Origin of the sequence: Trichococcus sp. (assembly GCF_049589555.1) — a bacterium.
Taxonomy (GTDB): Bacteria; Bacillota; Bacilli; order Lactobacillales; family Aerococcaceae; genus Trichococcus.
In genome coordinates this window covers 1-1,778 of the sequence record NZ_JBAWAZ010000372.1, presented here as the reverse complement: position 1 = coordinate 1,778, position 1,778 = coordinate 1, and the positions used below count along the sequence as shown (strand labels likewise).

General features: G+C 52.3%; 1 protein-coding gene. It reads left to right on the top strand.

Going from position 1 to position 1,778, the window contains the following annotated elements; genetic code table 11:
* The coding region (locus WBV27_RS12860; protein ID WP_424202526.1) for an FtsX-like permease family protein at nt 1-1,778 on the top strand (1,778 nt) is incomplete at both ends.

The following is a 1,778-nucleotide window of genomic DNA, read 5'->3' as shown; positions in this document are numbered from 1 at the left end:
ACGGCCTGAGCGGCATCGAAGAACCGACGGAAGCGTACTTGGCGGATTACAACCAGGAGGATTTTGCCGTTGAGATGTTGAACCGGGTCACGCTGGAAGAGGCGGCTTACCCCATAGCGGCCACGCTGTTGGCCAGAGGCTTCTACTCGCTCAGCGACATCAAAAAAGTCGAGCCTGCCACTTTCTACAAGCTCATGGAAAACAGGATCGCCGACTTTGAAGCGCGCTATCGCGATGTCAGCCTCGAACTGAGGGAATACAAAAACACGTCCTACACTTACCAAGGGCAGTCGCATAAAGCGCTGCTCGTGAAGGATGGCGAAACAATCAATCTATCCTATATCGAGGAAGGCCGCAAACCCTCGGCCGACAACGAAGTCGCCTTGACAAAAGTCTATGCCGACAAGAACGGCCTCTCCATCGGGGACGCCCTTATCATCAAAACCAAAAGCTACCGCGTGACGGGCTTTGTGCTTTTCCCAGATTACACCCTTCCTATGTTCGATGAAACCTTCAACTTGGATACCGGGCTGCAGACACTGTTGCTCATGTCCGATAAAGAATATGAAAATTTCGACGACAAAGAGAGTTTCCGTTTGGCCGGCATGAACCTGACCGGGGAAAGCATAGACACGACCTACGACAAAGATGCGCTGCCTTTCGTCAGCCAGATTGCGGATACGCAGACCAGCATGAGGAGCGGCGCCATCTATGATGAACTCACCCAAGGAAAAGTCATGGCCCTGGGACTCAGTATCTTCATCGCGGCCATCGCCGTCATCATCGTATCGATTCTGATCTACAACCTGCTCCATGCCGAAAGAGGCCAGATTGGCATCCTCAAGGCGCTCGGCTACCGCCGTTCGGAAATAGCCCGGCCCTACTTCGTCGCGATGATGGTCTTCGCCGCCCTTATGCTGATCCTGGGTTACTTCATCGGATCGTTCTATTCCGAGCCGTTGAAGAAATTGTATCTGGATTTCTATCTCCTACCCCAAGTCAAGATCGCCCAGAGTTTCACCGTCTTCGCTACTGCCATACTGGTGCCGCTCCTGTTCTTCTCCTTTGTTTCCTGGATCATCATCTACCGGATCCTCAGCGAGAATGCCTTGGAACTGCTGAAGCCGCATGAGGGCAAGTCGATCAACCGGATCGGCCGGTACCTCAGCCGGGTCCTTTCCAATGCTAAAGGGAGCACAAAATTCAAATATCTGCATGCCATCAAGAGCACCGGCAGCTTCTTCATTTTCTTTCTGGGCATCATGTTCTCGACGATCCTGATGAGCTTTTCCTTCATGATGGGCGGCATGGTCGATCGGATGACTGTCGACTATCTGAATAAGGTCGACTACGAGTATGAGGCCTATCTCGACGTCACAGAAAGACTGCCCGAAACCCGGCCCGGCGACGAAAAATTCCTCATCTATCCCTTCGCCTCGCTGGACGACAACGTTGTATCGCTGCAAGGACTGTCTTCACGAAACAAACTTTACAGCCTGTATGATGCGGAAGGCAATGACATCACCGTAAACATCCAGAACGGCGCCGTGATCACGAAACGGCTCAGCATCAAGCTCGGTGTTGAAGAAGGCGATACCATCCGCCTGGAAGTGAACGACGACACTTTCCCCTTCCTTGTCAAAGGCGTGACCGATGAATACATTTCCGACAAGGTGTACCTGAACATCGAAAAGCTCAGCAATATGTTGTCGGAAAACAGCACTTCGCGCCTTTACAGCGGCATCTATGCCAGCCGAAAGCCGTCCGATGTCTACTAC